The sequence below is a fragment of the Akkermansia massiliensis genome, assembly GCF_018847375.1.
GTDB lineage: Bacteria > Verrucomicrobiota > Verrucomicrobiia > Verrucomicrobiales > Akkermansiaceae > Akkermansia > Akkermansia massiliensis.
Map to the genome: position 1 here is coordinate 2,887,162 of NZ_CP072036.1, position 25,888 is coordinate 2,913,049.

The following is a 25,888-nucleotide window of genomic DNA, read 5'->3' on the forward strand; positions in this document are numbered from 1 at the left end:
CCATGCAATTCGTCTTCTGGCAAAACATGATCAGCATCCACCAGTCAGCCCTCATCAAGGCGCTGGCCCGGGAGCACGGCGTCCTGCTGGCGGTCCAGACGGACTTTGAAGGGGAGAGGGAATCCAGCGGCTGGACGGTGCCGGACATGGGGAACGCCCGCATCCTCATCTCCCCGGACGCCCGGACGGTGAAGGAAACCCTGCGCGCCCATCCCGCGGCCGTCCACGTCTTTTCCGGCATCAGCACCTACCCGATGGTTTACGCGGCGTTCAAGCAGGCCGTCCGCCGCGGCCTGAAAACCATGGTGTACGCGGAACCCTACCGCCGCCAGGGCTGGCGCGGCTTGCTCAGGAGCGTCAAGTACCGCTTTCTCCGCCTGCGGTACGGGAAAAAAATCGCGGCCCTGCTGGCGACGGGGCGGCTGGGTGTGGAATGCTACCGCCGCGCCGGATTCCCGGCGGGCTCCGTCTTTGAATGGGGCTATTTCACGGAATCAGCCGCATCCGCGGCTGGCGCGGAAACTCCCGCCATGGCTCCCCCCGCTCCCGGGGAAAAGCCCGACCTCCTGTTCGTGGGCCAGCTCATCCCCCGCAAGAACCTCCTGCCCTTCCTCCGCGCGGCCCGGCAATGCCGCGGCGCCTTCCGCCGCTGCCTCGTGGTGGGGGACGGCCCGCTGCGGGAACAGGCCGCCCTGGAGGCGCAGGGCTGCGCGCAGATTTCCCTGCTCGGCACGCTGGGGAATGAAGAAACGCGCCGCCTGATGCGGCAGTGCGACCTGCTCGTCCTCCCCAGCCTGTTTGACGGGTGGGGAGCCGTGGTGAATGAGGCCCTCCAGGCCGGAATGAGGGTGTTATGCTCCACCGCGTGCGGAGCCGCCAGCCTGCTGGACGGCCATCTGCGTGGCGGCTCCTTTGACCCGGACCGTCCGGAAAGCCTGCGCCGCGCCCTGCGGGAATGGCTGGACAAGGGCCGCCTCTCCTCCGCGGAACGGAAGGCCATCGCCGCGTGGGCGGAACAAACCATCAGCGGAGCCGCGGCGGCCCGCTATCTGGTCCATATTGTTCATTATACGGAAGGCCGGGAAGAAAACCGCCCCGCAGCTCCCTGGGCTCCCCTCAAGGAAACGGCATCATGAAGATCCTGCACACCATCGCCTCCATGGCCTCCCAGTCCGGGGGAACCACGGCCTGCACCCGCGAACTGGTGCAGGCCCTGAACGACCTCGGCTGCGCTACGGACATCCTCACCGTGGAAGACAGGGCCGGGAGTCCCGCGGAGGAGGAAAGCTCCTTCATCCGCGCCGTCCCCAACGACCTCCGCACCCCTCTGGGCATTTCCATGAATCTGCGCCGCCGGCTCGGAGCCTGGCGGGACTACGACCTTTACCACACCAACGGCCTGTGGCTGGACGTCAACCACGCTACCTGCGCGCAAGCCCGGAAAACGCGCAAGCCCTGCGTGGCCTCCCCCCACGGCATGCTTTACCCGCAGGCGCTGGCCATCAAGCCGTGGAGGAAAAAGCTCATGCTGGCGCTGGGCCACCGCCGGGACCTGGCGCAGGCGGACTGCCTTCACGCCACCTGCCGGGAGGAAGCGCGGCACCTGCGCGAACTGGGCTTTGCCAACCCCATGGCGGTCATCCCCAATCCGGTGGCCGTGCCTTCATGGATTGACCAGATCCGGCGGAGAGAGGGAGAGCGTTTCCGCGCCGGGTTCCTGGGCCGTTTCCACCCCATTAAAAATCTGGAAAGCCTCATCCGGGCCTGGGGCAGCCTCAACCTCCGGGACGCGGAGCTCCTTCTCATCGGGGACGGCCCGGAGGACTACGCAGCGCAGTTGAAACGGCTGGCGGCGGAAGTGGGCGGCCCCGGCATCCGCTTTACGGGCTTCGCCGCGGGGAGGGAGAAATACGAACTGCTCGCCTCGCTCAACGTCCTCTGCGCTCCCAGCCATCAGGAAAACTTCGGCATGAGCATTGCGGAAGGTCTGCTGGCGGGAACGCCCGTCATCGCCAGTAAAGGAACGCCGTGGGAGGAGCTGGATACCCGCCGATGCGGCTGGTGGCGCGACAACAGCCCCGCCGCCCTGGCCGCCGCGCTGGAAGAAGCCTTCAACCTCACGCCGGAGGAAAGCCGCGCCATGGGGGACCGCGGGCGCAGCCTCATCATGGAAACCTACGCCTCGCCCCAGGTGGCCGCCAGCATGAAACGCCTGTACCGTTACCTGCTGGGGCAGGAACCCAAACCGGAATTCGTCGACCTTTCATGAACCTCCTCTTTCTGCTTGGGAAATTCCCCTCCATAGGCGGCGTGGAAACCGTCACCGCCATTCTGGCGAATGAATTCTCCGCACGGGGCCATGAGGTGCATGTGGTCTCCTTTGAACAAGTGACGGAGACGCCCTCTCCCGCGCTGGACAGCCGCGTCACCCTGCACCGGCTGGGCTATCCTGTCTCCAGCCAGGCCAATCTCGCCGCCCTCCGGGACCTCCTCTCCTCCCGCCGCATTGACATCGTCATCAACCAGTGGTGCCTGCCCTTCCACGTCACCCGGCTGTGCCGGAAGGCCATGCGGGGCCTCTCCTGCCGCCTGCTGGCCGTGCACCACAACGCCCCGGACTGCAACGCGCGGCTGGAAGGCCTCAGAATGCGCATGGCCCGGGCGGGGAATCCGGTAAACAGGGCCTTCCTGCGCCTCCTGCTGAAAGGCTGCGCCATGGCTACCGGGGCCAGCCTGCGCTACGTTTATGCCCATAGCGACCGTTACATCCTCCTTTCCGACAGCTTCCACCGGGCCTTCCGGAACATCACCGGACTGAAGAATACCGGGAAACTCCTGACGATTCCCAACCCCGTCACCGTGGAAAACCGGGAATTCCGCTATGATCCGGCCTTCAAGAAGAAGGAGCTTCTTTTTGTGGGGCGGCTGGAACCCAACCAGAAGAGAGTCTCCCGCGTGCTGGAAACGTGGGCCCTGCTGGAACCCCGCTTCCCGGACTGGACCCTCCGCCTGGTGGGGGACGGCCCGGAAAAGGAGGCCCTTCAGGCATTCTGCGCGGAGCGCCGCCTGGAACGCGTCTCCTTTGAGGGCTTCCGGAATCCGGCCCCGTATTACGAACAGGCCTCCCTGCTCCTTCTGGCCTCGGAATACGAGGGACTGCCGCTCGCCGTGGTGGAGGGCATGTCCTTCGGCGCCGTGCCTCTTCTCTACGGGAGCTTCTCTTCCGCGTATGACCTGGTGGACCACGGGCAGAACGGCTGCATCCTGCCGGCGTCCGGCGGGTTCCAGGCGCGGCAGATGGCTGACATGGCCGCCGGGCTGATGCAGTCCCCCGCCGCCCTGGACGCCATGGCGCGGGCAGCCGCCGCCAAAAGCCGGAAATTCACTCGGGAACACGTCGTCCGCCAGTGGGAGGAAGTCTTCCGCAATAATACGCCCACCCCCTAGCAGAACTTCATTCAGCCACCTCATGGAACAGACACGGAAAAACACGGACACAGCGTTCACCATCAGCGGCAGGCTCCTGGCTTCCTGCGCCGTGGCCTATATGGTTCTGCCCACCATCCTCTTCCTGCTGGGCTGGGTCAGGCCCCTGTTCTCCGTTCCGGCGGCCATGGCCGTGGCGGCGGCTTCCGTCCTGCTGTGCGTGAAGCTCCCGGTCCCCACGCTTCACTTCACCAGGCGGCAGCTGGCCGTTTACCTCTGCGCCCTTCTTCTTTCCCTCCTGTGGCTGCTGGCGGGAGGAATAACGGGGGTGGCCCTCCAGCACGCGGACTTCGTGGTCCGCAACCCCATTTACGAAACACTCATCCGGTGCGACTGGCCGCTGGCGGAAGCGGACGGCAGGCACTTCATCTACTACCTCGCCTTCTGGCTGCCTCCGGCCCTGATATGCAAATGCTTCTCCTGGTCGGACGTCTTCATCGTCAACTATGTCCTGACCGCCTGGATTGAACTGGGCCTGGCGCTGGCGCTCACGGTCCTCTGGGGCAAATTCCGCATGGCCACCCTGCTCTTCCTGGTCCTGCTCATCTTCCAGGGCCCGCTGGACGGCGTGGTCAGATGGAGCGTTCATTTATTCAACCCGCAGGGGCAGACGGCCCATGAACTCTACCTGACGGTGCTGGCCTTCTTCGGCGGCGTGGCCCCCACCATGCAGCTCCATTACACCTTCCACCACACCACGCTGCTGTGGCTGTTCCTCGCCATGGCGGTTGCCTGGGACATACCGCCACGGCACCAGCTCTTCCTGGCCTCCCTGTGCCTGCTGGCCTCCCCCATCGGTTCGCTGGGCCTGCTGGTCTTCATTGCCGTCCGCGCGCTGGTCCGCCGCATTCCCGCCAGGCAGTACTTCTCCTCCTGGACGGTGCTGGCGGGCGGCGCGCTCGTCCTGCTGGCCGGAATCTACTTCACGAGCAGCAACGGGAACAACCGCATCCGCCTGACCTGGGAGGACTCCCCCTTTGACCTGCTCCGGCACGGCGGCTGGAAATTCTGGGGCGCGCTGGCCGGGTCCTGGCTGCTGACGGTCGGCGCTCCGGCGGTCCTCCTGTTCCGCCGGTTTAAAAAAGACGACCTCTTCTGGACCGCGCTGGCCGTTCTGACCCTCACCTACTTCATTTACATAGGTTCCGTGGGCGGCTACAATGAGTTCTGCTACAAGGCCTCAAGCGTCAGCTTCTTCTGCCTGGCCCTCCTTTTCACCCGCATCTTTGCGGAGCCGGTGGGCACCCGCCCGTGGCGCGCATGGTGCGTCTGCTATCTGGCGCTGGCGGCCCTGCCCAGCCTCTCCGTCTTCGCCAAGGCCGCGCCCACGCTCGCCTTCACGGAATCCGCGCGGCTTGCCAACATGCAGCGTCTGTGGGAGGGCCACCTCCACCACCCGGAGCATCCCTGGAACGCCCCGCTATGGGGCAGCGGAGAGGGAGCCGCCTTCCGGGCCGCCTATTTCCAGAAAGCAGGGGAATCCGCGGACGGCCCCCTGCGCCCCTTCTCCACCGGAATGAGAACAGACGCGGAACCTTCCGCCGCTCCGGCCTCCCGGCCCTGAACGCCTTTCACCATTCAAACGACATCCTCCCGCCATGAACCTGTCCCGTTACCAGGAACACTACTCCCTCAGCCACCGCCTCAAACGGTACGGCTGGTACGTCATCAACCGGACCCTCTTCCGGATGATGGCCACCAACGCCATGAAGGTGCCCCGGAATCTGCTGCTGCGCCTGTTCGGGGCAAAAATACCGCTCGTCTCCCTCGTGTACCCCAGCAGCAGGATATGGGCGCCGTGGAACCTCTCCATGGGGGAATACGCCTGCATCGGCCCAGATACGGAAATCTACAACAAGGCCCCCATCTCCATCGGCAGCCACGCCGTCATCTCCCAGGGAACCTTCCTCTGCACGGCCTCCCATGACATTTCAGACCCCGGCCACGCCCTCGTCACCGCCCCCATCACCGTGGAAGACCGGGCCTGGGTGGCGGCGCAGGCCTTCGTGGGCATGGGGGTGACAATAGGCACGGGAGCCGTGGTGGGAGCCCGCAGCGCCGTCTTCAGGGACGTGGCCCCATGGACGGTGGTGGGCGGGAATCCGGCCAAGTTCATCAAACAACGCACGCTCCGCTGAACCATGCTCGACCTCTCCGTCATCATCCTTGCCAAGAATGAGGAACTTCACATCCGCCGCTGCCTGGAGAACATCCTCCCGGCGGCCAAAGAAGTTTTCGTCATTGACTGCTTTTCCACGGACAACACCGCCGCCATCTGCCGGGAATACCCCCACGTGCAGGTCCTCCAGCACGAATGGCCCGGCCTCTACGCCCCGCAGTTCAACTGGGCGCTGGACCACTGCCCCATCACCACCGCCTGGGTTCTGCGCCTGGACGCGGACGAGTGGTTCATGCCGGAAGCCCTGGAGGAACTGAAGGAAAAATTGCCCGCCCTTCCCCCGGACGTCACCGGAGTCATCCACAAGCGCAGGCACATCTTCCTGGGCCGGTGGATGAAGCACGGCGTTTACCCGGTCAAGCTGCTGCGCCTGTTCCGTTACGGAGCGGCCAGATGCGAACAGCGCCATATGGACGAGCACATGGAGCTCAGCCGCGGGCGCGCCGTGGAATTCGAGCACGACTTCGTGGACGAGAACCTGAACGGACTGGGCTGGTGGGCGCACAAGCACGTGGACTACTCCGCCCGGGAGCTGGCTGACCTGGAAGACATTCTTTCCTCCGCTGCGGCGGACTCCGGCATCAACGGGCAGGCGGAAAGGAAGCGCGCCATGAAGGAACGCTACGCCCGGCAGCCTCTCTTCTGGCGCTCCTTCGCCTACTTCTGCTACCGCTACTTCCTCAAGCTGGGTTTTCTGGACGGACGGGAAGGATTTTTGTGGCATTTCATGCAGGGTTGGTGGTACAGGACCCTCGTGGACGCCCGGCAATTTGAGAAACAGAAAAAAGGCTCCGGCAAGACGGCGCGCTGACCCCCATTTCTTCCCGCTTTTCCATGAATCCCTTCTTTTCCATCATCATTCCCGTTTACCGTTCCGGCCCCTTTCTCCGGGATTGCCTGGATTCCGTCAGGAACCAGGCCATGACGGACTGGGAATGCATCTGCATCAATGACGGCTCTCCGGACGGGAGCGGCGCCATTCTGGACGAATACGCCCGGAAGGACGCGCGCTTCACTGCCATCCACCAGGAAAACCGCGGCGTGAGCGCCGCCCGCAACGCGGGCCTTTCCCGGGCGCGGGGAACCTGGACCGCCTTCGTGGACGGGGACGACTCCGTGGAGCCGGACATGCTGGCCTGCCTTCATGACGCCGCCCTCCGCACGCCGGAAGCCGCGCTCCACTGCTACGGAATCAGCAAGGACTTCCACACGGGCTGCCGCCTTACCCGCACGGAAACCGCGCTGCCCAGCCGGGACCAGTACATTCCCGCGGAAGAAACGGGCGCCTTCCTGCGCTACCTGCTGACCAGCCTGGACATGGAATCCTCCTGCAACAAACTGTTCCGCACGGAGCTTCTGGAAAAAAACGGCATCCGCTTCAACGCCTCCGCGGTGGTGTTTGAGGACTTCCAGTTCGTCCTGGACTACCTCTCCGCCTGCGCTCCGGGCATCAGCCTGGTGAAAAGGGCCTTCTACCACTACCGGGCGCGGGAGGAGGAAAACGGCGCGGCCAAGCGCAGCCGCTTCAACCTCGTGCAGGACATAGACATGCTGGCAGCCAAATTCCTGGCGTGGACGGACACGCTGGCCCTCCCGCAGGAAGACGTTCCCGTGGTCAAAGGCTACATCCTGCAAAAAATCAACGTGATCTTCCACGCCCTCCAGCAGCAGTCCTACGCCGCCCGCAAGGCGGTGTTCCGGGACTTCCTCTCCAGCGGACTGGCCGCGCGCGGAGCTGACCTGCGCCTGTGCGGCCCCTACTTCCACCTGGTCTGCCGCCTGCTGGCCGCACGCAGGTACCGCATGGCCCATCTCCTGCTGAAAACAAGGCATCTTTAACGCCTCATGCGCCACTCAACCGTTTTTTTCCGCCGCCCATTTTCCAGCCATGCAAGCAGCCATTGACAGCGCCATTCCCCCGCCCGCAGCCGCGCCCGGCAGGGGCCGGATTCCGCAAGTGGACTACCTCAAGGGAATTCTCATCACCCTGATGGTCCTTTTCCACCTGTCCTGGTTCTCCACGCACTACCTGGACGTCACGCGGTACGTGTACGTCTTCCACATGTCCGGCTTCATCATCCTTTCCGGCTTCTTCGCCAATACCGGCAAGACTCCGGGCCAGTTCCTGAAAACGTGGCTGGGCATTCTGGCGCCGTACCTGGTCTTTGAATCGCTGTACTACCTGGCCCTGTCCCATCTGCCCGCCTCCGTTCCCGCCAGCAACCGGCTGGACCCGGCGTTCCCCGCCTTCTGGAAGGCGCTGCTGCTGGCCCCCGCCGGAACGTACTGGTACCTCTACCTGCTGGCCGTGTGCCAGCCCGTTTACTACGCCGTCTCCCGCATTCCTCGCCTGTCCCCTCCGGCCCGGCTGGTCGTATGCGCCGCCCTCCTGGCCGCCGTCTCCTGGTTCAATCCGGCGTTCCAAATAATTCACGCCGCTTACTTTCTCCTGGGGGCTTTCTTCCGGATGACCGGGCTCCCCATCCTGAAATGCTTCTTCCCCACCCTGTGGGCGGCTGTCCCCGCCGCCGCGCTCTGCCTCCTTTTCCCCCTCCCCGCCCGGGACAGCATGCTGGGGCTCTGCCTCTGCATGCTCACGCTCAGCTTTCTGGTAAAAACCTGCGATTCCGCAGGCAGGGCCATCCGGGAACTGTTCGCCTACCTGGGCAGGAATTCCCTGTCCATCGTCATCTTTTCCCCCGCCTTCACGCTCCTGTGCAAGCCGCTGGTACCGGTGCTGGCCTTTGATTCCAGCAGAATCTGCTTTGCCGCCCTGTCCGTGGCGCTGGTGCTGGCGGCCTGCCTGGGAGTCACCAGATTATGCGATGCCCTGGGCTGGAGCAGGTTCCTGTTCCTCAAAAAGAAGATGTACTCCCCCCTCGCCCTTTCCGTTGAACCCGCCGCCCCCCTGACTTTCCCTTCATGACCCCGGACGCGCACATCCCCCTGTTCAGCATCATCATCCCGGTGTACCGGAATGAAAAGCAGCTTGCGGCCTGCCTGGACTCCATCAGGAAACAGACCCTGGCGGACTGGGAATGCCTCTGCATTGACGACGGCTCTACGGACGGCAGCGGCGCGATTCTGGATGAATACGCCCGGAAGGACGCGCGCTTCCGCGTCATCCACAAGCGGAATGAAGGGGTGTCCGCGGCGCGCAACCTGGGGATAAGCCTGGCGCATGCCCCGCATCTGGCGTTTGTGGACGCGGACGACCGGCTCCTCCCGGAAACGCTCCAGGCCTGCCATGAAACGATGCGGGAGACCGCAGCGGACATGGTCGTCTTCGGCGCAAGCCTCGTTTCCTGCGCGGCGGAATGGACGGGCTTCATGTCCCCCTCCATCCGCCCCCTGCCTCCGGATTCCACGGCTGTTTTCCACGCGGGAACACCGTTTGTGGAAAACAACAACATTCCGGCCTGCTGGGCCAAGATATATAAAAAGGAAATTCTGGTTAAAAATAAAATTAAATTCCCGGAAAACGTCAAATTTGCGGAAGATCTTTATTTCACGGCGCAATGTTTCTGCCATTGCAGCTCCGTAACCGTCATCAACAAGCCTTTTTATCAATATTCCGCCGACGGGGAAACAGGGGTTACCAGCAATTTCTTCAACCGGAAAAGGCCTCTGGAGGATTACATGAACGCCCTTCGCGCCATCCTGGACCTGAGCAACTGCATTGACGGGCGTTCCCCGTACAGCAGCAACTATTTCCAGCGGAGCCGGAGCCTCCTGGTCCTGTTCAGGCTTTGCTATGCCAACTATAAACTTCTTGCGGATAGAATAAAAAGCCTTTACCCCGACCGGGAAAAGGCCATACGGAAAGAAGCTTTTTCCGCCTTAAAAAAATATGTGACGCTTGCCAACCTGCCGCGGATACTTTACTTTTCCCTCAAATCAAATTACGGGCACCTGCTCGGGAACCTGCTGGCCAACAAGAAATAAATTCCACATGAATGAAATCAAGACGGGGGCCTGCATTAATTACATATCCATCATCGTCAGGCTGGCGACGCAGTTCTTTCTGACCCCGTTTACCCTGTCCAGTCTGGGAGAAAATGAATACGGCATTTTCATGCTCAGCAATTCCGTGATTGCGTGGCTGTCCCTGACGGACTTCGGCCTGGGGGTGACCGTCAACAAATACATCGCCACCTATCACGCGAAAAAGGAGAACGACCGGGAGGCCCATTTCCTGGGACAGGCCATGATGCTGTTCTCCTTCCTGGGGCTGCTCACCTTCGCGGCGGGCATGATCTGCTATGTAAACCTGGGCGCCCTGTTCCCCAATCTGTCCGGGCCGGAGCTTGACACCCTGAAAATCCTGTACCTGCTGACGCTGGGCAACATCATCCTGGCCTTTCCCCTGCGGCCGCTGTCCTGCGTGCCTGGGTCCTACATGAAATTCATCGTTCCCGGGCTGGTCAGCCTGGGCCTCTCCCTCTTCAATACGCTTCTTACTGTTCTGCTTCTGGTTTGGGGGTACAAGGCGATCGCCCTCACCGTCCTGGGCGTGGGCATCGGCGTAGCCAGCCTGGCGTGGGGAACGTATTACACCATCCGCTGCCTGGGCGTGCGCATCATTTTCCGCAAGCCTGACTGGAAGCTGTACCGGGAGATGTTCACCTTTTCCTTCTGGATTCTGCTGAACCAGCTCATGGACCTGTTCTACTGGCGGGCGGGCACTCCCATCCTGGCAAGGACGGCGGGCGCCCAGGCGGTCACCCTGTTCACGCTGGGAATCTCGTTCTCCCAGTACTTCATGACGGCTTCCACCGCCATTTCCGGAGTCATTGCCCCCAAAATCATGCAGATGGTGGCCCTGGATTCCACCAAGGAGCAGCTCACCCGCATGATGATACGGGTGGGGCGCCTTCAACTGGCCCTGCTGAGCGTCATCCTGGTTTCCTTCATCAGCTGCGGCCACGACTTCCTGCACCTGTGGGTGGGGAAAACCATCGGGGACCAGACAGGCACGGTCTGGGTGGGGGCCGTCATCGTGCTACTCCCCCTGCTGGTTCCGCTGACTCAAAACACGGGACTCGCCATCCTCCAGGCCCTCAACATCCACAAGGGGAGGGCCATCATCCTCTTTTACTCCTCCCTGCTCTGCGTCATCCTGGGCTACTTCATCTCCCTGTACTACGGCACCATCGGAATGTTCATCGGCACCGCCATTTCCCTGTTCATCGGCCAGGTGCTGATGATCAACCGCTACTACGCCCGCACCGCCGGTCTGGACATGAGGCTCTTCTTCCGCCGCACCTACGGGCCCCTGCTGCTGCCCTCCGCCGTCATGATCCTGGCGGGGCTGGGAGCGGTTGCCCTGCTAACGCTGGACAACTGGTTCTCCTTCCTGGCCTTCGCCTTCTGCTACGGCCTCCTGGCCGTGGGAACCATCTGGTTCTTCTACCTCAACCGGGATGAACGGGACATGTTTCTCGGCCCCCTGCAAAAACTGATTCCTTCCCGCCATGATAAAAACTGATGCCCCGCCTGAGCTCTCCACCCTGTGCACGGGCTGCTCCGCCTGCGCCAACATCTGCCCCAGGGACGCTATTTCCATGAACTGGAGCCCCTCCGGCTTCTTAACGCCCGCGGTTAATCTGGAAGCGTGCGTCCACTGCGGCCTCTGCACCAAAACCTGCCCGGACCTGAATGCGCCCGCACGGCCCCCCCAGGCGTTTGACGAGCCCAGGGCATACGCGGCCTGGGCGCTGGACGAGGCCGTGCGCCTGAACTCCTCCAGCGGAGGCGTCTTCACCATCCTGGCCCGGCATATTCTTGCACAGGGAGGCGTGGTCTACGGCGTGGCGTGGAACACGGACGGGGAACTTTCCGTCCGCCATGTGCGCCTGGACTCCCTGCCGGAGCTCAAGCTCCTGAACGGCAGCAAATACCTTCAGGCGGACCCCGGCCACGCCTACCGGGACATCAAGAAGGACCTGAAAGAGGGGAAAACGGTCCTGTTTTCCGGGACGCCCTGCCAGGCGGCGGCCCTGAGAGCCTATCTGAAAAAGCCCTGGGACAGCCTCTTCATCATTGACATCGCCTGCCACGGCGTACCCTCCAAAAACCTTTTTGACGCGTACCGGCAGGATTACGAACGGAGCACGGACCGGCAGATAAGCTGCATCAACTTCCGGGACAAAACCCACGGCTGGAACCACTACTCCGTGATGAAATTCCACCGGGACGGCTCCGGTTCCGGCGCGCGCATTTATACGGAAGACCTTTTCATGCAGGCGTACCTGTCAGACATCTGCCTGGGGGAAGCATGCTACAACTGCCCGCATGCTTCCGGCCCCCGCACCAGTGACCTGACCCTGGCCGACTTCTGGGGCGCGGGATACTTCCATCCCAAGTGGGATGATTCCAGGGGAATCTCCCTGCTGCTGGCGAACACTCCCCGCGGGGAAGAACTTTTAAACCAATGCGGGAGGGAGCTCTTTCTGCACCGGGAGGACTGGCATGCCGTCAAACACACCAACAGGGGCATCCGGCGGCAGGCTGCCTTCCCCTCCCGGCTGGCGCGCCGGAACTTCCTCCGGGACCTCCGGCAGAAACCCTTCACGGAAGCGGTGGCGCAGCACACGGCCCGCTTCAAGCCCCGTGCGGAGGTGGGCCTGCTGGGCGTCTGGATGACGTGCAACTATGGAGCCGTGCTCACCTCCTTCGCCCTTTACCGGCTGCTGGAGCAAATGGGAAAAAGCGTTTCCCTGATTGATTTTTCCTTCACGGAGCGGCAGAAAGACCCTGCGACGGTATTCAGGAAATTCCTGGTCCGGGAGCGCATTTCCACAACGCCGCTGCACTCCCTGGACTACGCCTACCACTTAAACGACCAGTTTGACACGTTCATGGTAGGCTCCGACCAGGTGTGGAACCAGGGTTTCATGGGGCACTTCTTCTTCCTGGACTTCGCCAGAGGGGAGAAACGGAAAATCGCCTACGGGCCGTCCATGGGGCAGTTGACGGAACCTTCCGGGAAATATCTTAAAAAAACGGCCATGCTGCTCAAACGGTTCGATGCCGTTTCCGTCCGGGAAAAACCGATGGTGGAGCACCTCAAGCGGCACTATGGGCGTGAAAGCGCCTGGGTGATGGACCCCGTCTTCCTGCTGGGCAGGGAACGCTGGGAGGAGCTGGCACGGCAGGCGCCTCCGGCGGCCAAAGGCCGCATCGTCTCCTACATCCTGGACCCGGCGGCGGAAAAAAGGAAGCTCCTGCTGGACGCCTCCTCCAAACTCGGGCTCCCCCTGCTGAACATGGTGGACATCCAGAAAAAGGAGGTGGACAACCTCGGCAGGCTGAACCTGCCCAATACCATGAAGGAAGCCACGTTATATGAATGGCTCGGCAACATCCTCCACTGCGAGTTTTTCATTACGGACTCCTTCCACGGCGTCTGCTTCGCCCTGATCTTCAACAAGCCGTTCTTGTGCATCAACAATCCCATGCGCGGCTCCGGGCGCTTCCACTCCCTGCTGAACCTTCTCCGGCTTCAGGACCGCATGCTGCCCGAAGACGCGGAAGCCCTGCCGGAGAACGTCCCGCTCACGATGGACTACGCTCCCGTCAATGAACTGCTGGAACAGAAAATCTCGCAATCCCGGGAATGGCTTCAGCAGGCGTTCTCCGGGGAAAGGGATGCCACCCTGGCAGAATACAGCCGCCTGACGGAGAAAAAACTGACCAGGAGACCGCCGTCCCGGTGGGAGCGGCTCAGGAAAAAAGGAAGAAAACTCCTGGCACGGGCGTACCACCGCATCCGCAGATCATGACGCCCGGACGGTTCCCTACCTTCCGCCCTTCATTAACTTCAACCCTCTGCCAACTCAATATCCGGCTCATGCCGCAGAAAAACTCCCTTCCCATGGAAATCCCTAAAAAACGTGTCGCATGAATTGACGTGTCGCGGGTGCTTGCAGCGCTCCTGATCATGTACGTGCACCTGTCCTCCCCCTTGCTCAAGACAACGGGCATCCACCTCTTCTACAACGGCAGGGTTCCCTTCTTCCTGGTGCTGGCCGGCTACTTTCTGGCAAGAAACATCACCTGGAACAAGGCAGTTGACCGGGCTTTATGGCTGTTCATCCCGTACATGATCTGGAACGTGCTGTACTTGTTCCTTCTCTCCCTCCCTGCCGGCAGCTCCTTCCAGCTTGCGGACCTGGCCGGCATCCGGGACGTCTTCCTGCCGGGCATGGACCTCTTCTCCTTCGGGAGCGAGTCCCCCGACGTTCCCCCCATCGGCCCCTCCTGGTTTCTGCGGGACATCATCATTCTTACCCTGCTGACGCCGCTGCTGGCCCGCATTAAAATACTGCTGCTGCCCGCGCTGCTCCTCTTTTTCTCCTTCTGCAACATGGCTCCCGATCCCCTGGTGACGCTCTCCGTGGGGTCCTGCGCCTTCTACCTGCTGGGCGTCGTGCTCAGTTCCCGCCGGATTGACGACATCCATCTGGTGCTGAACAAAAAATTCGGCGTCGTCTTCTGCGTGAGCATTCTCGTTTCCTCCGCGATGGTTCTGCTGCACTCCGCCGGAATCCTTTCCCTGTGGACGGAAACGGTCGCGGGCATGCTGCTGGGAGTCATGCTGATTATGTACGCAGGCATCTGGATGGAAAAGCGTCTGCCCGGCGTTGCCGCCAGAATAGCCCTGCTGGCTCCCGCCTGTTTTCTGACGTTCATGCTGCACCTGCCCATTTACGAATGCCTTCCTTCATCCATGAAATTTGGTGCCTTCTCCCTGTTCACCCCGCTGCTGGCATTCACGGCTATTGTGCTGTTCTATTTTGCCTTGAAACGTTTCACCCCTTTCCTGCTGCCGTATCTGGCCCATGTTAAACGGCCGTCAGGAAAGCCGTCGGCTTAAAGGGCAAAGACCCATTAAAGACATCCGCCCCGTCCACCGGGAAAGGATACCCGGTCACAGCCGGAGAAATGCCGCCCAAGCCACATGGGGGAAGCTTCCGCCAGTTTCTGCCTGGGATAAAACACATTCCTTACGCAGAAAAAGAATGTGCCCTCATCCGTTCGGCTGCATGCATCTCCATGAATTGATGCGCTGTCCGTCCATGTCCCTCCGGGACCGCCTTGTTATCTTCCATGGCCGCCTGTCCCGGATGCATTCGCCAAGTTCCGGCCCCTGCAAATGCGGCAGGGCAGAATTTAAGAAAGGGCAAGGAAACTTTAATTCAAACAATAAGATTCCGGAGAATGGAGAATGTCCCTAACGGAATCAACAAGGATTACGGGCCGCGGCAAGAACGCCGCCGATGATTTTTTATTCATTTCTGACCAATGGATGAAGTATCCAGAAAAGAAAGGAAGGCGCATGCCTCCCTCCAAAAATTACCCGGCTCTCCGGGGAATCCACAACACTCATTGATGGCACCCACCCTTTATTGTGTTCAACAAGGACATTCATTGAGCGATTATCAATCATACTCCGCTCAAAATCTTTGATTCATCATTACAATGAGCAAAGTACCCCACATGGAAGAACCTCTTGTGGATATTCTGGAGCTGGGGCGTTGGATGGCTGAAAATCATATCAGCCGCTCCACGCTGGCTTCAGCCATTGGCATGAACAGAAGCGCCATCGACAACTACTTTGTCAGAAAAAAGCTCTCCCGGCATGCCCAAATCCTCATCAAGCGGTTCATGGACGGCCAGGAAGCCCTGGCCGCCTCCAATGAGGTATCTTCCCTCATCACGGTTCCCCTGAAAAACCGGATCATCAATCTTGCCATGAAAGCCGCCGTCCGGAAAAACCTCACGCTGGAGGAATTCATGGCGCGGGCCGTGGAGGGAGCCGCGAAGAACGTTGAGGAAGAAAAATAAAATCATGAAGCGTTTGCAGGCAATGGCGGCAGTCCCGGCGTAAGATCCCAGCAGCATCACCTTTTCCTTGGCATTTCTCATGGCAGCCCCGGCCCATTCCAGAAATCACGGCATTGACCTTCTCCGGTGCCTGTCCATGTTCTTCGTCGTCCTTCTTCATGTGCTCAAATGGGGGGAGGGCGGCAACCTGGACAACAGCTTCCTCGGAACGCCCAATTACGCCGTCTCCTGGTATCTTGAACTCAGCGCCTACTGCGCCGTCAACTGCTTTGCCCTTATCACAGGCTACGTGGGCGTCAATGTGCCGTACCGGATTTCCCGTTTTATCAACTTATGGTTTCAGGTCTTCTTTTACACCGCTGGAATAACCTTTTTATTTAAATGGCTCGTGCCGGGCAGTGTAAGCTTTAAGGGAATGATCCAGGCATTCTTTCCCGTGCTGCGCCTGGCCTACTGGTACTTTACGGCTTATGCCGTCCTGTTCTGCTTTATTCCCTTCCTTAATCCGGCCATCCGTTCCCTCAGCAGGGAATCCGCCAGGTGGCTCTGCCTGCTGGTCCTGATTGTCTTCTCCCTCTTTTCCACCATATCCGGCTACGGGAACTGGCTCAGCCAGGGCGGCTACAGCGCCATCTGGCTGGTCTGCCTGTACGTCGTCGGCGGCTGCCTGGGGCACTTCCAGCTCTGGAGCACGTTAAAGCGGCCCGCGCTTTACTACGTCCTGTGCTGCATCCTCCCCACCGCCGGAGTAATCGCGTTGGGGTATCTTCCCCTCAATCCGGGCATTGCGGAAAAACTCTTTGTCTCTTATACGGCGCCGTTCTGCTGCCTGTCCTCCTTCTTCCTGCTCATGGCCTGCGCGCGCATGCGCATCAGCAGCGGAACCGCCATCCGCCTCATTTCCTTCTTCGCCCCGCTTTCCTTTGCCGTTTACCTCATCCATAACAATCCCCTCATCTGGCAAAACATCATCAAGGCGCGGTTTGCGGAATTGCAGGCCTGCCCCTGGTACTTCACGGCCGCCGGGGCGCTGGGAGCCAGCCTGGGCATCTACCTCGCCTGCTCCCTGATCGACTACGTGCGGAGCGGCCTGTTCCGGCTGCTGCACATCCGCGAACTGTCCCTTAAATTGGAAGGAACCCTGTTAAAATTGAAGGAATGGATTCTCCGACTCATTCCATTATAACTTCCCCCTGTAATTTAACTGAAAATTCTTTCGAATTTATAAAGATTGTCTTGCGGAATTGAACGGCGCCATTACTATGTCGGCAAACCATGCAATATACAACTATTACCGCTGCGGCATGCACGGCGGCCTTCGCTCTCTCAGGAATGGCTTCCGCCGATATTCAAGTTCCCCTCCGGGTGCTGAATTCCACTTATGACGCGTCCCGTCCGTTTTCCGCCCTGCTGGGAACGGGCTACGCTACCAAGTACGTCAGCCGCGGACTGGCTTTCCAGCAGTCCGGCAGCGACCATGTGGTTCCCGTGGAAGCCATAGGCGCTTACGACCTCAACAAAAAATACTCCATCCTGGCCGGCGTGAAATACCAGTGGCTGACCCAGAATGACCTGACGCACAACAGCACGGGCATTTCCGACGAGGCAACGGCCCTGCTGGGCGTCAGCCGCAAATTCAGCGACTATACGATGGCCTCCCTGGGCTACCAGTTCGTCAACGGCGGCCTGCCGGGCCTGATGAACGTCCATCTGGGCCAGACCTCCAGCGACTTCCCGGCGTTTGAACACAGCCGTTCCGAAGAACACAGCTTTGTACTGGACATCCACCACGACTTCGGGAAAGGACTGGAAAACTTCTTCTGGGACTGCCGCGTGCAATACACCTTCCGCTGGATGTCCGGCTGGTGGTTCACCAACACGCTGGGCTACAAATATGACTTCAACCCGTCTTCCTCCCTGATTGTAGCGGGAACCTGGAACGCCTCCGCCGGCTACTTTGACAGGGACTCCCTCAACGCCAACGGAACCCAGGGCATTTCCGTGACCGTGGCCGTGCCCTTCAAGGCGGTGGACCGCCTGGTCCTCACCCCCTTCGTCAGTACCGTCTGGCTGGGCAACGGAGGCATGGCGGGCAACTACCGCGGTCCTTCCGACCGCTTCCCCTCCAGAATCCCCGCCAGAATTTACCGCAACTTCACGTTCGTGGCGGGGCTGGGGCTCACCTACTCCTTCTAAGCCCTTCAATCCCTACTCCCGCGGCTCCCGGCACTTCCCCGCATGCGCCGGGAGCCTCTTCCTTCCCCGCTCATGCCACTGTCCGCCGTTTTCCATACTGATTCCCTCCAGGAACAGGTTGCCGCCCTGGGCGACGCCTTCGCCATCGCCGGAGAATTCCTCCATTGCGACACCATCAACAGCGGCCATATCAACATGACCTTCCGGGCCACCTACCGGAAAATGGACGGCACCACGGACCGCTACATCTTCCAGCGCGTGAATGACGCCGTTTTCCCATGCCCCAGGGACGTCATGCACAACGTGGAAAAGGTAACCAACCACATCCGCTGGAAGATGCTCCGGGTGCTGAAAACGCCCTTCCGCCAGACGCTGAACCTGTACTCCGCCCGTGGAGGCCGCAAGTACCTGGAAATCCCCGGTTCCGGCTTCTGGCGCTGCTACAACTGCATTGAAAGCACACACACGTTTGACGTGGCGGAACATCCGCGCCAGGCGTATGAGGCCGCCCGCGCCTTCGGCGCCTTCCAGCAGCTCCTGTGCGACATGAACCCGGAGGACATCCATGAAACCATCCCGTTCTTCCACCACACCCGCAAGCGCTTTGACCGGTTGCAGAAAGCGGCTGCCAGGGACTCCCGCGGGCGTTTGGACTCCTGCCGGAGGGAGCTGGACTTCATCCGCCGCCGCGAACGGTACGTGGACGTGCTGCTGGACCTTCAGGAGCGCGGGGAACTCCCCGTCAGAATCGTCCACAACGACACCAAGATCAACAACGTGATGCTGGACAGGGAAACGGACAAGGCCGTCTGCGTCATTGACCTGGACACCGTCATGCCCGGCAGCATCCTGTACGACTTCGGGGACATGGTGCGCACCATGACCTCTCCTGCGGCGGAAGATGAGGAAGACCTGGACAAAACCTACCTGCGCATGCCCATGTTTGAAGCCGTCGTCAAGGGCTACCTGGATGCCGTCAAAGACTTCATCACACCGCAGGAAATCTCCAAACTCGCCTTTTCCGGCCTGCTCATCACGCTGGAAACCGGCATCCGCTTCCTGACGGACTACCTGGAAGGGGACGTCTACTTTAAAACGGAAAGGGAGCGCCACAACCTGCACCGGGCGCGCACCCAGCTCAAGCTGGTGGAAAGCATGGAACAGCAGATGCCTGAAATGGAAGAATGCATCCGTAAATGCTTTCATGCCGTTAACGGCTGAGGGAGAATCATCCGCGCTCCTTCAACTTTTATGATAGTACCGGAACGCGGGAAGGTGCTATACTGCGGACCATGTTAAAAAACATCTCTCCCCTCATCAGCCCTTCCCTGCTGAAAATTCTTGCGGAAATGGGGCATGGCGATGAAATCGTCTTTTCCGACGCCCACTTTCCCGGCCACACCTTCAACCCCACGGTGCTGAGGGCGGACGGACTGGGGGCGGACGCCCTGCTGGGCGCCGTCATCCCCCTCTTTGAACTGGACGCCTACGCCACGCCCGTCATCATGATGGCCCCGGTGCCGGGAGACTCCCTGGACCCGGCGGTGGAAGCCAAATACCGCAAGGCGCTGAACTATGACGGGGACATTGAACAAATGGAGCGCTACGCCTTCTATGAACGCGCCAAAAAGGCCTATGCCGTCGTCATTACCGGGGAAACCGCCAAATACGGCAACATCATCCTGAAAAAGGGCGTTACCCCGCTTTCCTGACCTTTGCCCGCGCAGACAGACCATTCCATGCAGTACGATTTTGACGAAATAATCGACCGCCGCGGCACCGGCGCCCTGAAATATGAAGCCCTGCTGCCCCGCTGGGGCCGGGATGACCTGATCCCCCTGTGGGTGGCGGACATGGACTTCAAAACGCCCCCCTTCATCATGGAGGCCATCCGCCGCCGCTGCGAACATGAAATACTGGGCTATACCGTCAAGCCCCGCGCCTTCTTTGACGCCATCCGGAACTGGGTGGGCCGCCGCCACGGCTGGGAGGTGCGCGCCTCGGAAATCGGCTTTGCCCCGGGCATTGTTCCCGGCATTTCCAGCGCCATCCAGTGCTTCACGGAACCGGGGGATAAAATCATGATCCAGCCTCCGGTGTACCATCCCTTTGCCATGATTATCCGGGAAAACGGACGGGAAATCGTGAACAACCCCCTCCTTCTGGAAAATGGGCGCTACCGCATGGACGTTGACCACATGCGGGAGGCCGTGCGCGGCTGCCGCATGTTCATCCTGTGCAACCCCCACAACCCCGGCGGCCGCGTGTGGAGCCCGGAGGAACTGCGCCGCGTGGCGGAAATCTGCGCGGAAAGCGGCACGCTGGTCGTCTCTGACGAAATCCATGCGGACCTAGCCCTTCCCGGCCACAGGCACACCGTATTCGCCACCGTCTCCGAACAGGCGCGCATGAACTCCGTCACGTACATGGCGCCCAGCAAGGCCTTCAACGTGCCCGGACTGGGAAGCTCCTACCTGATCTGCCAGAATCCGGCCCTCTTCGGAAAATACCAGAGCTTCGTCAGCGGCAGGGAACTGGCGGAAGGCCAGTCTTTGCCTACGAAGGGCTCATCAGCGCCTACTCCGGCCCGGAAGGGGAGGAATGGCTCAAGCAGGCGGTGGACTACATCCAGGAAAACATCCGCTACATTGACCGGGAACTGCGCCGCCGCATGCCTAAAATCAAGGCCATGCTTCCGGACGCCTCCTACCTGGTTTTCCTGGACTGCCGGGAACTGAACCTGCCTCAGAAGGAACTGGCGGAATTCTTTGTGGACGGAGCGCGCCTGGCCCTGAATGACGGATCCATCTTCGGCAAGGAAGGGGAAGGCTTCATGCGCCTGAACGCGGGCTGCCCGCGCTCCATCCTGGAACGGGCGCTCAACCAGCTGGAAGCGGCTTATAAGAACCGTGGCTTCCATCAGCATCAGGCATAGGATCAAAACATTTTTTGTTTTCCTGCGGTGCATGTTTCCTGCCTGGAAACAGGTACTGATGAACTTTGCCGTACATCGCCGGTTCTCCTGCCCCGGAGCGTTCCTCCCTCCTTGAAATATTTCCTCCTGAAGTCTTCCCGGAAAGCAGCAAGATCATTTTCCAACACAGGAGGAATGGACCCTCACCCCGGAGCCGCCCTGTTAAAAAGAAAGGGGGAGGGAATCCATGGATACCCTGTGGAGGAATAAACGCCGGGATGATAAAAAACGGTTCTTCCGTGCGCTAAGAAATAAAAGGGAAAAACAGGAATCACCGTGCCCGGAACTCTATTGAAAGCCGGTATTATCTCTCTTAAAAATAATTTGAGGAGCAAAACGCTGCGCTATCCTTTTCAGGTGGCATGTATTGCATGGGTTTTACTTCCAAAATTATCTGTTGCTGAATGAAGAAAGGGGGTGTTATTGATTATTTCTTCATAATGAAATTACCTATTCATTTTATGATGAACGCATCACCCCATCAAACACCTGCCGCAGCATGTTCCGTGTTGCAAGAAGGGCCGGGAACGGGAACGCCTCTCCGAATTCCATCCTGCAAGAACATGTGCAATGAGGGACGCCCTCCCGGTTCCGGAAACATTATCCACAATAACGTCCCAGTCCTTTCCCAACCGGGGAGGACCATCACGATCAGCCATCCCCAATGGAACGACGAATTCCGAATCACCCATAGCCGCGGATGCCGGCTTCACCGCAATGACCACGCGACCGTACTCTACCATGATGGAGAAAAACTGGTACTGAAATGGGATGATTGGGGAAAGGAACGGTTTATCCGGCGTTCCGCCGATATTTATCATTTTACCTTCTACGAGTGCACGGATTCCATCACCCCAGAAAACGTAAATGCAGAAGAACTTATTATCAACCCATTCGACCGTCCGGGAAAACACTTTCTCTTAACGGATGACCACAGACCGACCATAAACATCCGTTACCTGCAATGGGACATGCTTCTTCATTTTCAGGAAATGTATCAGGACGTGTCTGAGCGTATCAGGCAGATGCCATGCCTGAAATCAGTCCTTCTTGCGGGATTGTGTAAAGATTGCCTGGCAGCCGTGTATTTGGCCTTTCGCTTATCTAAAAAATTCCCTGAGCTGTCATTTGGAGTATGGGGATGCCCTTGGGTGGCGAATCGCAAAACAGCCGACCTTAGAAAAGGGCCGTTATGGTCCTGGGAAAACATAGAAACGTGCAACCTGCCGCCTTACAGCAGCGTTCTGTTGCGATGGGGCGATCCTGCGGATATTTTCAAGGAAATCAGCCGCTTGTCATTGAAAGTTCGCGGATTTGCATTTTATGGAAATTCGCCGAACTGGAACCACGACAGGGAATGTACGGAAAGACTTAATTCATATCTTTGCAAACACTACATCTATGAACCGTCATCTCTGGAATCCTGCCAAGGGCTGCATACGATCATTATCCCTATCATACGCCAAAATGCAGCCCTCTATCATCACATGATCAACGACATGTTTTCTATAATCAACAAGACTGACCTTCCAGAAAAATGTGAGAAGGAGGCGCTTACCCTGTAAAACACCACGGACATTCAGGCTCATTGGGCTTCCGGCTACGTTCCATGGGGAAAATGCAGCCATTCCCTGTGTGGCCAACTAGTGCGGAAGAATCGTCATCCGCTTCATCCAGACCTCAAGCAGCATCTGGCCAATGCCATTCAAGCGCTCATGAATGCGTCGCCGGGAAAAGCGCCAAGACGCAGAATCTTCATGGGACGCGTTCCACGCTGTCCGGAATGCAGAATGTCAAGAAAGAAAGAGGCCGCCTGACTCCATGGAAAGGAACTTCCGTGCGCCTTCTTCATTCATTGCAACTCCTTATTCTACTATTTCATGCTTTTAAAAATACTCGCTGGACGCCGCCATGACTTTGCTTGCAAAACGGAAGGAAAGGAGTATCGTTCCCCGCATGTACTATATCACCACGGCCATTGACTACACCAACGGACCGCCCCACATCGGGCACGCCTATGAAAAAGTCCTTGCGGACGTTCTCGCGCGCTGGCACCGGATGAAGGGGGAGGAAGTCTATTTCCTGACCGGGGTGGACCAGCACGGGCAGAAAGTACAGCAGACGGCGGAAAAACTGGGCATTACGCCGCAGGAGCATGTGGACAACATCACGGCCAAATTCCTGGCCCTGTGGGAACGCCTGGGCATCAGCAATGACGGGTGGGCCTCCACCACGGACCCGCGCCACAAGGCCTGCGTGCAGAAAATCCTGACGAACCTGAAGGACAGGGGGCAGCTTTACAAAAAATCCTACAAGGGATTCTACTCCGTGCGCCAGGAACAATTCCTGACGGACAAGGAGAGGGACGCGGAAGGCAGCTTCGGCCCGGAATGGGGGGAAGTGGTGGAACTGGAGGAAGAAAACTGGTACTTCCGCCTGACCGACCATGTGGAGTGGATGAAGAAGTTCGTGGAAAAGAGCAGCGGCTTCGTTCTTCCGGCCTTCCGCAAGGCGGAGGTGCTCAATGCCATTGACTTTGACTCGGACCTCTGCATTTCCCGCCCCAAGAGCCGCCTTTCCTGGGGAATAGAACTTCCGTTTGACCCGGAATTCGTGACTTACGTCTGGTTTGACGCTCTCATCAACTACGTCTCCTTCGCCGGTTACCTGGCGGAACCGGACAGCGAACTGCCGGAATTCTCCAAGCTCTGGCCCGCGGACTGCGAAGTGATCGGCAAGGACATCCTGGTGCCCGCCCACGGCGTGTACTGGCCCGCCATGCTGCATGCCATGGGCTTCTCCGACGAGGAAATGCCCACCCTGCTCGTCCACGGCTGGTGGAACATCAACGGGGAAAAAATGTCCAAGTCCATCGGCAACGTGGTGGACCCCAACCTGCTGGCGGAACAGTTCGGCCCGGAACCCGTGCGCTATTACCTGGTGCGAGACATCACCACCGGAAAGGACGCCAACTTTGACGCGGACCGCCTGGTCATGCTGTACAACACGGAGCTGGCCAATGACCTCGGCAACCTGTGCAACCGTTCCATCAACATGACGCGCCGCTACTGCGATTCCGTCATCTCCGGTGCGGAGGAATACGATGACGAAGCCTCCAAGGCCCTGCGCGTCACCATGGACCAGGCCGTCACCCTGTTCTCCAAATTCATGGATGACAACATGGTCTCCGACGCCCTGGCGGCCCTGAACGCCCAGGTTTCCGCCTGCAACGCGTATATTGAACAGCAGCAGCCCTGGCAACTTGCCAAGGATGAGGCCGCCGCGCCGCGCCTCCGCTGCGTGCTGCGCCACCTGCTGGAATGCTGCGCCCAGACGGGCTACCTCATCGGCTGCGTCCTGCCGGACGCTTCCGCCCGCATCCTGGACCAGCTCAACGCCGCGGACCTGTTCCGGGGCCGCACGCCGGATACGCTGGCCTGGGGAATCCTTCCCGCAGGGCACCGCATCAATGATCCGGCCCCCGTCTTCCCCCGCATTCTCTCGGAAGAGGAAAAGGCCAAGCTGGCTGAAAAAGCGGCCAGGACGGCCAAAAAACAAGGCTGATTCCCGTGAGTGCCTCCGCATCCTTCGTCAAATCCCTGCTGGCCCAGTGCTGCCTGGGCGGCATCTGTGAATGGGTGGTCTGCCCCGGCGCGCGCAACATGGCGCTGCTCCAGGTGCTGGCCGCCGCGGAGGACCTGGTGAAATGGACCCACTTTGACGAACGGTCCGCCGCCTTCTTCGCGCTGGGCCGCATTCAGGACATGGGGCTTCCCGTGGCCGTGGTCACCACGTCCGGCACGGCGGCGGCGGAACTGCTCCCCGCCGTAGTGGAGGCGTACTATGAGCGCCGGCCCCTGCTCCTGCTCACCGCGGACCGCCCGGCGGACTACCGCGGCTCCGCCGCTCCGCAGGCCATCGAACAGGCGGACCTGTTCGGCATTTACGCGCCCACGATTGATCTGGAAACGCCGGACAGCCTGCCGGAAGACATTCTGGAAGACTGGGATTACGCCTCCCCCCTGCACATCAACGTCTGCCTGCCGGACCCGGACCCCGCCTGGAATCCCGGCAACTGCGACCTTTACCCGGCGGAACCGCCGGAAGACAGCGAATTCCGCGGTTCCCTGGCGGAACTGGCCCAAGCCCTGCGCTTCAAATCGCGCGGCGGGCTGGTGGTCATGCTCGGCGGACTGGACCCCACGGAGCAGGCCCCTGCCCTGTGGCTCGCGAATGAACTGAAAGCCCCCGTGGTGGCGGACGCCACCTCCGGCCTCCGGGAGGAACTGGCCCATCTGGCCCTGACGGATGCGGACGCCCTGCTGAGGGAAAACCCGCCCGCCATCCTGCTCAGAATAGGGGACGTGCCCGTGGCCCGCTTCTGGCGCGACCTGGAGGACATCCCTTCCACGGAAGTCTTCTCCGTCACCCGCACCGGATTCTCCGGGCTGGCCCGGCCCTCCGCCGTCGTCACCGGAGACCTGGAAGCCATTCTGCACGCTCTGGGCGACGTGGACCCCGTGGGGGACGTCAACGGCCTGCGCGCCATGAACAAGCGCAGGAAGGCCCTGATGGAGGAACTGCTCATCACCTGCCCGGACAGCGAGCAGGCCATGGTGCGCGCCTTCTCCTGCTTTGCCGCGGACGGCGACTGCATTTACCTGGGCAACTCCATGCCCGTGCGGTACTGGAACAGCTTCGCCCAGATGGCCGTCCCCACGGAAAACGTCCGCGCCAACCGCGGGGCCAACGGCATTGACGGGCAAATCTCCGGCTTTCTGGGGGTCTCCGCCCGGTGTTCCCGTTCCTGGGCCCTCGTAGGAGACCTGACCGCCATGTACGACTCCAACGCGCTGGCCCTCCTCCCCCAGCTGGACAAGGGAACCCGCGTGCTCGGCGTCATCAACAACGGCGGGGGCGGCATCTTCCGCGCCCTGCCCGGAGCGGCCAGCCATTCGGAAGCCATGCGTAACCTGCTTGTGCAGCCCCACGCCTACTCCTTCAAGGCCATTGCGGAACAATGGGGCATGCGCTACCTGGTTATCCGGACGGCGGAAGACTTCGACCAGCTTGACGCCCTGGAGGAAAACAGCCAGGTTCTCGCGGAACTCATTCCGGACCGGGAACAGACGGAACAGGTCAGAAACGCGCTGGCTAAGCACTGAACCGTTCCGCCCAACGCCCCCTCCCATCAGCCGGATGGA

Annotated in this window: 20 protein-coding genes and 1 pseudogene; all 21 read left to right on the forward strand. The window is 60.3% G+C overall.

The genetic code is table 11. The features are described 5' to 3' along the window. Positions 1-2 precede the first annotated feature (2 nt). The 21 genes and pseudogenes from J5W70_RS12070 (at position 3) to menD (ending at position 25,849) form a co-directional block, all read left to right on the forward strand. Positions 3-1,136 carry a glycosyltransferase family 4 protein gene (locus J5W70_RS12070; RefSeq protein ID WP_215833033.1) on the forward strand — a complete coding sequence of 378 codons (1,134 nt, stop codon included), beginning with the start codon at positions 3-5 and terminating at the stop codon, positions 1,134-1,136. Continuing rightward, positions 1,133-2,269 (forward strand): glycosyltransferase, encoded by a 1,137-nt coding sequence (locus J5W70_RS12075; RefSeq protein ID WP_215832845.1) that lies wholly within the window; start codon positions 1,133-1,135, stop codon positions 2,267-2,269. The genes J5W70_RS12070 and J5W70_RS12075 overlap by 4 nt, the downstream gene beginning before the upstream one ends. Next, positions 2,266-3,447: a glycosyltransferase gene (locus tag J5W70_RS12080; protein WP_022397315.1), complete on the forward strand. Its 1,182-nt coding sequence runs from the start codon at positions 2,266-2,268 to the stop codon at positions 3,445-3,447. Before J5W70_RS12075 ends, J5W70_RS12080 begins: the two co-directional genes overlap by 4 nt. A gap of 22 nt (positions 3,448-3,469) precedes the next feature. Further along, positions 3,470-5,050, forward strand: a complete 1,581-nt coding sequence (locus J5W70_RS12085; protein ID WP_022397316.1) for a hypothetical protein — start codon at positions 3,470-3,472, stop codon at positions 5,048-5,050. A gap of 34 nt (positions 5,051-5,084) precedes the next feature. Then, positions 5,085-5,624, forward strand: a complete 540-nt coding sequence (locus J5W70_RS12090; RefSeq protein WP_022397317.1) for an LbetaH domain-containing protein — start codon at positions 5,085-5,087, stop codon at positions 5,622-5,624. A gap of 3 nt (positions 5,625-5,627) precedes the next feature. Next, a complete protein-coding gene (locus tag J5W70_RS12095) occupies positions 5,628-6,476 on the forward strand; it encodes a glycosyltransferase family 2 protein (protein ID WP_022397318.1) in 849 nt (282 codons plus the stop codon). A gap of 23 nt (positions 6,477-6,499) precedes the next feature. Beyond that, entirely contained in the window at positions 6,500-7,504 is a 1,005-nt protein-coding gene (locus J5W70_RS12100) for a glycosyltransferase family 2 protein (RefSeq protein ID WP_022397319.1), read from the forward strand. 49 nt (positions 7,505-7,553) lie between these two features. Continuing rightward, complete coding sequence (locus tag J5W70_RS12105; RefSeq protein ID WP_022397320.1) at positions 7,554-8,591, forward strand: acyltransferase family protein; 1,038 nt, start codon at positions 7,554-7,556, stop codon at positions 8,589-8,591. Beyond that, positions 8,588-9,610: a glycosyltransferase family 2 protein gene (locus J5W70_RS12110; protein WP_022397321.1), complete on the forward strand. Its 1,023-nt coding sequence runs from the start codon at positions 8,588-8,590 to the stop codon at positions 9,608-9,610. The genes J5W70_RS12105 and J5W70_RS12110 overlap by 4 nt, the downstream gene beginning before the upstream one ends. Positions 9,611-9,617: 7 nt before the next feature. Next, positions 9,618-11,153 (forward strand): oligosaccharide flippase family protein, encoded by a 1,536-nt coding sequence (locus J5W70_RS12115; RefSeq protein ID WP_022397322.1) that lies wholly within the window; start codon positions 9,618-9,620, stop codon positions 11,151-11,153. After that, complete coding sequence (locus J5W70_RS12120) at positions 11,140-13,449, forward strand: polysaccharide pyruvyl transferase family protein (RefSeq protein ID WP_022397323.1); 2,310 nt, start codon at positions 11,140-11,142, stop codon at positions 13,447-13,449. Before J5W70_RS12115 ends, J5W70_RS12120 begins: the two co-directional genes overlap by 14 nt. Positions 13,450-13,577: 128 nt before the next feature. Continuing rightward, positions 13,578-14,543, forward strand: coding sequence for an acyltransferase family protein (locus J5W70_RS12125; protein WP_215840653.1), 966 nt, complete (start codon positions 13,578-13,580; stop codon positions 14,541-14,543). A 605-nt stretch (positions 14,544-15,148) separates the two neighbouring features. Beyond that, positions 15,149-15,514, forward strand: coding sequence for a hypothetical protein (locus J5W70_RS12130; RefSeq protein WP_022397325.1), 366 nt, complete (start codon positions 15,149-15,151; stop codon positions 15,512-15,514). A 79-nt stretch (positions 15,515-15,593) separates the two neighbouring features. Continuing rightward, positions 15,594-16,700 carry an acyltransferase gene (locus J5W70_RS12135; protein ID WP_022397326.1) on the forward strand — a complete coding sequence of 369 codons (1,107 nt, stop codon included), beginning with the start codon at positions 15,594-15,596 and terminating at the stop codon, positions 16,698-16,700. 89 nt (positions 16,701-16,789) lie between these two features. Then, entirely contained in the window at positions 16,790-17,710 is a 921-nt protein-coding gene (locus tag J5W70_RS12140) for a hypothetical protein (RefSeq protein WP_022397327.1), read from the forward strand. A 72-nt stretch (positions 17,711-17,782) separates the two neighbouring features. Next, on the forward strand, positions 17,783-18,931 hold the full coding sequence (locus J5W70_RS12145; RefSeq protein ID WP_102731389.1) for a phosphotransferase enzyme family protein: 1,149 nt from the start codon (positions 17,783-17,785) through the stop codon (positions 18,929-18,931). Between the two features lie 71 nt (positions 18,932-19,002). Next, positions 19,003-19,422 (forward strand): L-fucose mutarotase, encoded by a 420-nt coding sequence (fucU, locus tag J5W70_RS12150; RefSeq protein ID WP_022397329.1) that lies wholly within the window; start codon positions 19,003-19,005, stop codon positions 19,420-19,422. A 27-nt stretch (positions 19,423-19,449) separates the two neighbouring features. Next, positions 19,450-20,645, forward strand: a pseudogene (locus tag J5W70_RS12155) (MalY/PatB family protein). 479 nt (positions 20,646-21,124) lie between these two features. Then, the gene (locus J5W70_RS12165; RefSeq protein WP_215837075.1) at positions 21,125-22,249 is read left to right on the forward strand and encodes a hypothetical protein; all 1,125 of its coding nucleotides are present in this window, start codon (positions 21,125-21,127) and stop codon (positions 22,247-22,249) included. 391 nt (positions 22,250-22,640) lie between these two features. Continuing rightward, the gene (locus tag J5W70_RS12170; protein WP_257228293.1) at positions 22,641-24,248 is read left to right on the forward strand and encodes a class I tRNA ligase family protein; all 1,608 of its coding nucleotides are present in this window, start codon (positions 22,641-22,643) and stop codon (positions 24,246-24,248) included. A 5-nt stretch (positions 24,249-24,253) separates the two neighbouring features. After that, positions 24,254-25,849 (forward strand): 2-succinyl-5-enolpyruvyl-6-hydroxy-3-cyclohexene-1-carboxylic-acid synthase, encoded by a 1,596-nt coding sequence (menD, locus tag J5W70_RS12175; RefSeq protein ID WP_215832847.1) that lies wholly within the window; start codon positions 24,254-24,256, stop codon positions 25,847-25,849. Positions 25,850-25,888: the final 39 nt, after the last annotated feature.

Bases quoted from the DNA above. Each gene is read 5' to 3' on its own strand.
- J5W70_RS12070 (WP_215833033.1), top strand. From the start codon at position 3: ATGCAATTCGTCTTCTGGCAAAACATGATCAGCATCCACCAGTCAGCC.
- J5W70_RS12075 (WP_215832845.1), top strand. From the start codon at position 1,133: ATGAAGATCCTGCACACCATCGCCTCCATGGCCTCCCAGTCCGGGGGA.
- J5W70_RS12080 (WP_022397315.1), top strand. From the start codon at position 2,266: ATGAACCTCCTCTTTCTGCTTGGGAAATTCCCCTCCATAGGCGGCGTG.
- J5W70_RS12085 (WP_022397316.1), top strand. From the start codon at position 3,470: ATGGAACAGACACGGAAAAACACGGACACAGCGTTCACCATCAGCGGC.
- J5W70_RS12090 (WP_022397317.1), top strand. From the start codon at position 5,085: ATGAACCTGTCCCGTTACCAGGAACACTACTCCCTCAGCCACCGCCTC.
- J5W70_RS12095 (WP_022397318.1), top strand. From the start codon at position 5,628: ATGCTCGACCTCTCCGTCATCATCCTTGCCAAGAATGAGGAACTTCAC.
- J5W70_RS12100 (WP_022397319.1), top strand. From the start codon at position 6,500: ATGAATCCCTTCTTTTCCATCATCATTCCCGTTTACCGTTCCGGCCCC.
- J5W70_RS12105 (WP_022397320.1), top strand. From the start codon at position 7,554: ATGCAAGCAGCCATTGACAGCGCCATTCCCCCGCCCGCAGCCGCGCCC.
- J5W70_RS12110 (WP_022397321.1), top strand. From the start codon at position 8,588: ATGACCCCGGACGCGCACATCCCCCTGTTCAGCATCATCATCCCGGTG.
- J5W70_RS12115 (WP_022397322.1), top strand. From the start codon at position 9,618: ATGAATGAAATCAAGACGGGGGCCTGCATTAATTACATATCCATCATC.
- J5W70_RS12120 (WP_022397323.1), top strand. From the start codon at position 11,140: ATGATAAAAACTGATGCCCCGCCTGAGCTCTCCACCCTGTGCACGGGC.
- J5W70_RS12130 (WP_022397325.1), top strand. From the start codon at position 15,149: ATGAGCAAAGTACCCCACATGGAAGAACCTCTTGTGGATATTCTGGAG.
- J5W70_RS12135 (WP_022397326.1), top strand. From the start codon at position 15,594: ATGGCAGCCCCGGCCCATTCCAGAAATCACGGCATTGACCTTCTCCGG.
- J5W70_RS12140 (WP_022397327.1), top strand. From the start codon at position 16,790: ATGCAATATACAACTATTACCGCTGCGGCATGCACGGCGGCCTTCGCT.
- J5W70_RS12145 (WP_102731389.1), top strand. From the start codon at position 17,783: ATGCCACTGTCCGCCGTTTTCCATACTGATTCCCTCCAGGAACAGGTT.
- fucU (WP_022397329.1), top strand. From the start codon at position 19,003: ATGTTAAAAAACATCTCTCCCCTCATCAGCCCTTCCCTGCTGAAAATT.
- J5W70_RS12165 (WP_215837075.1), top strand. From the start codon at position 21,125: ATGAAATTACCTATTCATTTTATGATGAACGCATCACCCCATCAAACA.
- J5W70_RS12170 (WP_257228293.1), top strand. From the start codon at position 22,641: ATGTACTATATCACCACGGCCATTGACTACACCAACGGACCGCCCCAC.